Annotated in this window: 3 protein-coding genes; all 3 read right to left on the bottom strand. The window is 59.6% G+C overall.

What is annotated here, in order from left to right:
• Positions 1–141: 141 nt before the first annotated feature.
• The gene (locus WCJ41_RS21365; RefSeq protein WP_336907859.1) at positions 142–1,761 is read right to left on the bottom strand and encodes a GMC family oxidoreductase; all 1,620 of its coding nucleotides are present in this window, start codon (positions 1,759–1,761) and stop codon (positions 142–144) included.
• A 5-nt stretch (positions 1,762–1,766) separates the two neighbouring features.
• Positions 1,767–2,219, bottom strand: a complete 453-nt coding sequence (locus tag WCJ41_RS21370) for a sugar dehydrogenase complex small subunit (protein ID WP_336907860.1) — start codon at positions 2,217–2,219, stop codon at positions 1,767–1,769.
• 170 nt (positions 2,220–2,389) lie between these two features.
• Positions 2,390–2,698 (bottom strand): integrase core domain-containing protein (locus tag WCJ41_RS21375; RefSeq protein WP_336907861.1); only part of this gene is annotated, 309 nt, incomplete at its 5' end.

Here is a 2,698-nt window from a genome sequence, read left to right on the forward strand (position 1 = left end):
GGTAGAACGGCAGCTTCCCAGGATGCTGTGGCCGTGATCGAACCCAGTTATCCCTGGAAGCCCTAAATCTGGCTCCGGCGTAGCCATGCCATCGTCTCCAGGTTCGGTGACAGATGATAGCCAGATCAGTCGTCCGGCTGGCTACTGCTGAGCAGACGCTGCGATCGTATCGGCAAGCCGCAGCGCCAGTGCTGCGATGGTCAGGGTTGGATTGGCTGTCGCTGAGGTCGGGAAGACAGCCGAGCCCGAGACAAAGAGGTTGGGATGATCGTGGCTGCGCAAGTCTCCGTCGACCACGGAGCTTCTTGCCTCTGAGCCCATGCGGAGCGTTCCGATAATGTGACCGGCACCCTGCGCGTCCGGGCTGTGGTGCATCTCGCTGACACCCAGTCGGCCGAATATCTCCTGATGCGCTGTCCGCGCGGCCGCAAGGCCGTCCTGAACGTAGCTGTCGATCCGGTAGGAGAGGCGAGGCAGGGGAACGCCGTAGACATCTCGCTTGTCAGAATCGAGTGTCACCCGGTTTGCGGCATCTGGAAGTTGTTCGACAAGTGAAGCAAGGCGCACATGCCGGGATGTCTGATAGCGGAGAGCCTGGTCCAGATCCTTGCCGCGTAGCCCCTGATTGGCGAGGTCCGCTCCGGTCGAGATCGGCGCCCCGGTCGGCCATGACCATCCATCATTCCCGATCTCAATTCGAAAGGCACCCCGCGTGCGACGGAAGTCGCCATCGCGCAGGTTCTCAATGCCGGACGTCGAGAGAGGGCCACGGTAAGGATAGACCGGCTTCGCGGAGAGCGCCCATGAGAGCTGCGTCGGATGGTCCATCAGATTGCGGCCAACCTGGTCCGAGCTGTTCGCTACGCCCTTTGGCAGACGCTCGCTTGAGGAGTTCAGGAGCAGCCTGGGACTTTCAATGGCATGCGCCGCCAGCACGAATTGGCGGGCCTGCAGCGATCCTGTACTGCCATCCCAACGCATGAATCTGGCAGCCGTGATCCTGTTGTCGTCACCAGTCTCGAGCGCCACAACGGTGGTCTTGCTGAGGAGCACGGCACCGGCCTTTGTTGCTCTGGCGACATGAACCGTGGCGTCGTACTTGGCCTGTACAGGACATACCGGGATGCAACTTGCATTGCCACAGCAGGCGGGGCGATCTGGCTGATCTTTCGAGTTCCGCGCCTGCGGCGTGGACCGCACATCGAAAGCGGTGCCGTGAAGGGCCGATGCAAAAGCCTTGTCCAGATAGGTCTGCGGAATGGCAGGCATCGGGTAGTCGGTCGCCCGTGGCGAGCCAAGATCTGCCTTGCCGTCACCGGAAACGCCGAGCTCCGTCTCGGCCTTGTCATAAAATGCCGAGAGCGTTGAATAACTGATTGGCCAGTCCTCGCCTTGACCGAAGCGTTTGCGCAACTCGAAATCCGCAGGCACCAATCTCAGTGCGGTGCCCAGCCAGTGCCAGGTTGTACCGCCGACTGTCTTGATATAGGTGCTCGCAAACTTGTTCGGTCCCGTTTGCTGGTACCAGAAATCGAGATCGTCCGAGACTGGATGCATCGCCTGGGGCACCGAGGGATAGGGGCACTCCGGTACCTTGATTGCTGCCGACCAGTATCGGTCGACTGCGGCCGACCGGTCGACCTCCTCTCCTGCCTCCAGGATGGTCACCTTGAGCCCGCGTTCTGCGAGATGCGCCGCGATCAATGCGCCGGCGACACCCGAGCCGATGATGGCGACGTCAGTCGTCAGTGTATCAGTCATGAAACTCAGGGCTCCTGGTCGGACGGCGGTTCGCCCCAGTATCCGGTCTCTCCCCCACAGGATCCCCACGGCTTGGTATAGGAAAGCGCATTCCATACCAGGGCATCGTTGAATCCGGTTACCTCACTCGCGCCGGGTAGAGGCGATAAACCGCTGTACCAGGCGGTGACAATTGCGTTGGCTATTTTCATCTGGCTGCGCTCAGGCGCCGGATCTCCAATGAGCGTGGCGATGTCCCCGCCTTGTCCGGCGGCCACAAATGCATCCAGGATGTTCTTACCCATGCCGCTGTCGAGAGACGACTGTCCGGTCACTTTCTTGGATACTGCGATGAACTGATCAAGCGAGGGTGATGCGGCCGCCATTCCGGGCGTAATGAACTGCACACCGATTATCAGCATCGTGGCTGCCGACGTGCCGTTCTTCAGCAGTTCGCGACGCGAGACATTTTCGATCATGACAACCCTGCTGACTGTTTAGAACGATGAGGCTATCATGGTTGGCGGTTGAAGCCAATAACGTATCCGGACGCAACAGCTCCGGGCGCGGCCTTGTGTCCGTCGTCAGATAATTTTGAGACAATTGAGCGCGTGATCGAAGAGAGGATCTGGCGCATCTGGGTTTGATGTTATGCGGCCTTGCCGCGGTGTTGCAAGCGTCGGGTTTTGATGGTGTCGCGTTTGATCCTTTCTCGTTCCAGCAGGATAGTCTGGCCGCGTCCGAAGTAGACGTCGGCTGGAGTGAGGTTACCTATGCTCCCGTGGTACCGGAGATGATTGTAGTAGGCGACGAAGTTGCCGACCTTCTGCTCGAGATCACCGGGTAGGTAGTAGTTCTCGAGCAGGATCCGGTTCTTGAGCGTCTGGTGCCAGCGCTCGATCTTTCCGTGCCTATCCGGTTGACGCATACACCTACTATATGTAGTAGGAAGCCATGG

Source organism: Aestuariivirga sp., from assembly GCF_037139295.1.
In the GTDB taxonomy this organism is placed as follows: Bacteria; Pseudomonadota; Alphaproteobacteria; order Rhizobiales; family Aestuariivirgaceae; genus Aestuariivirga.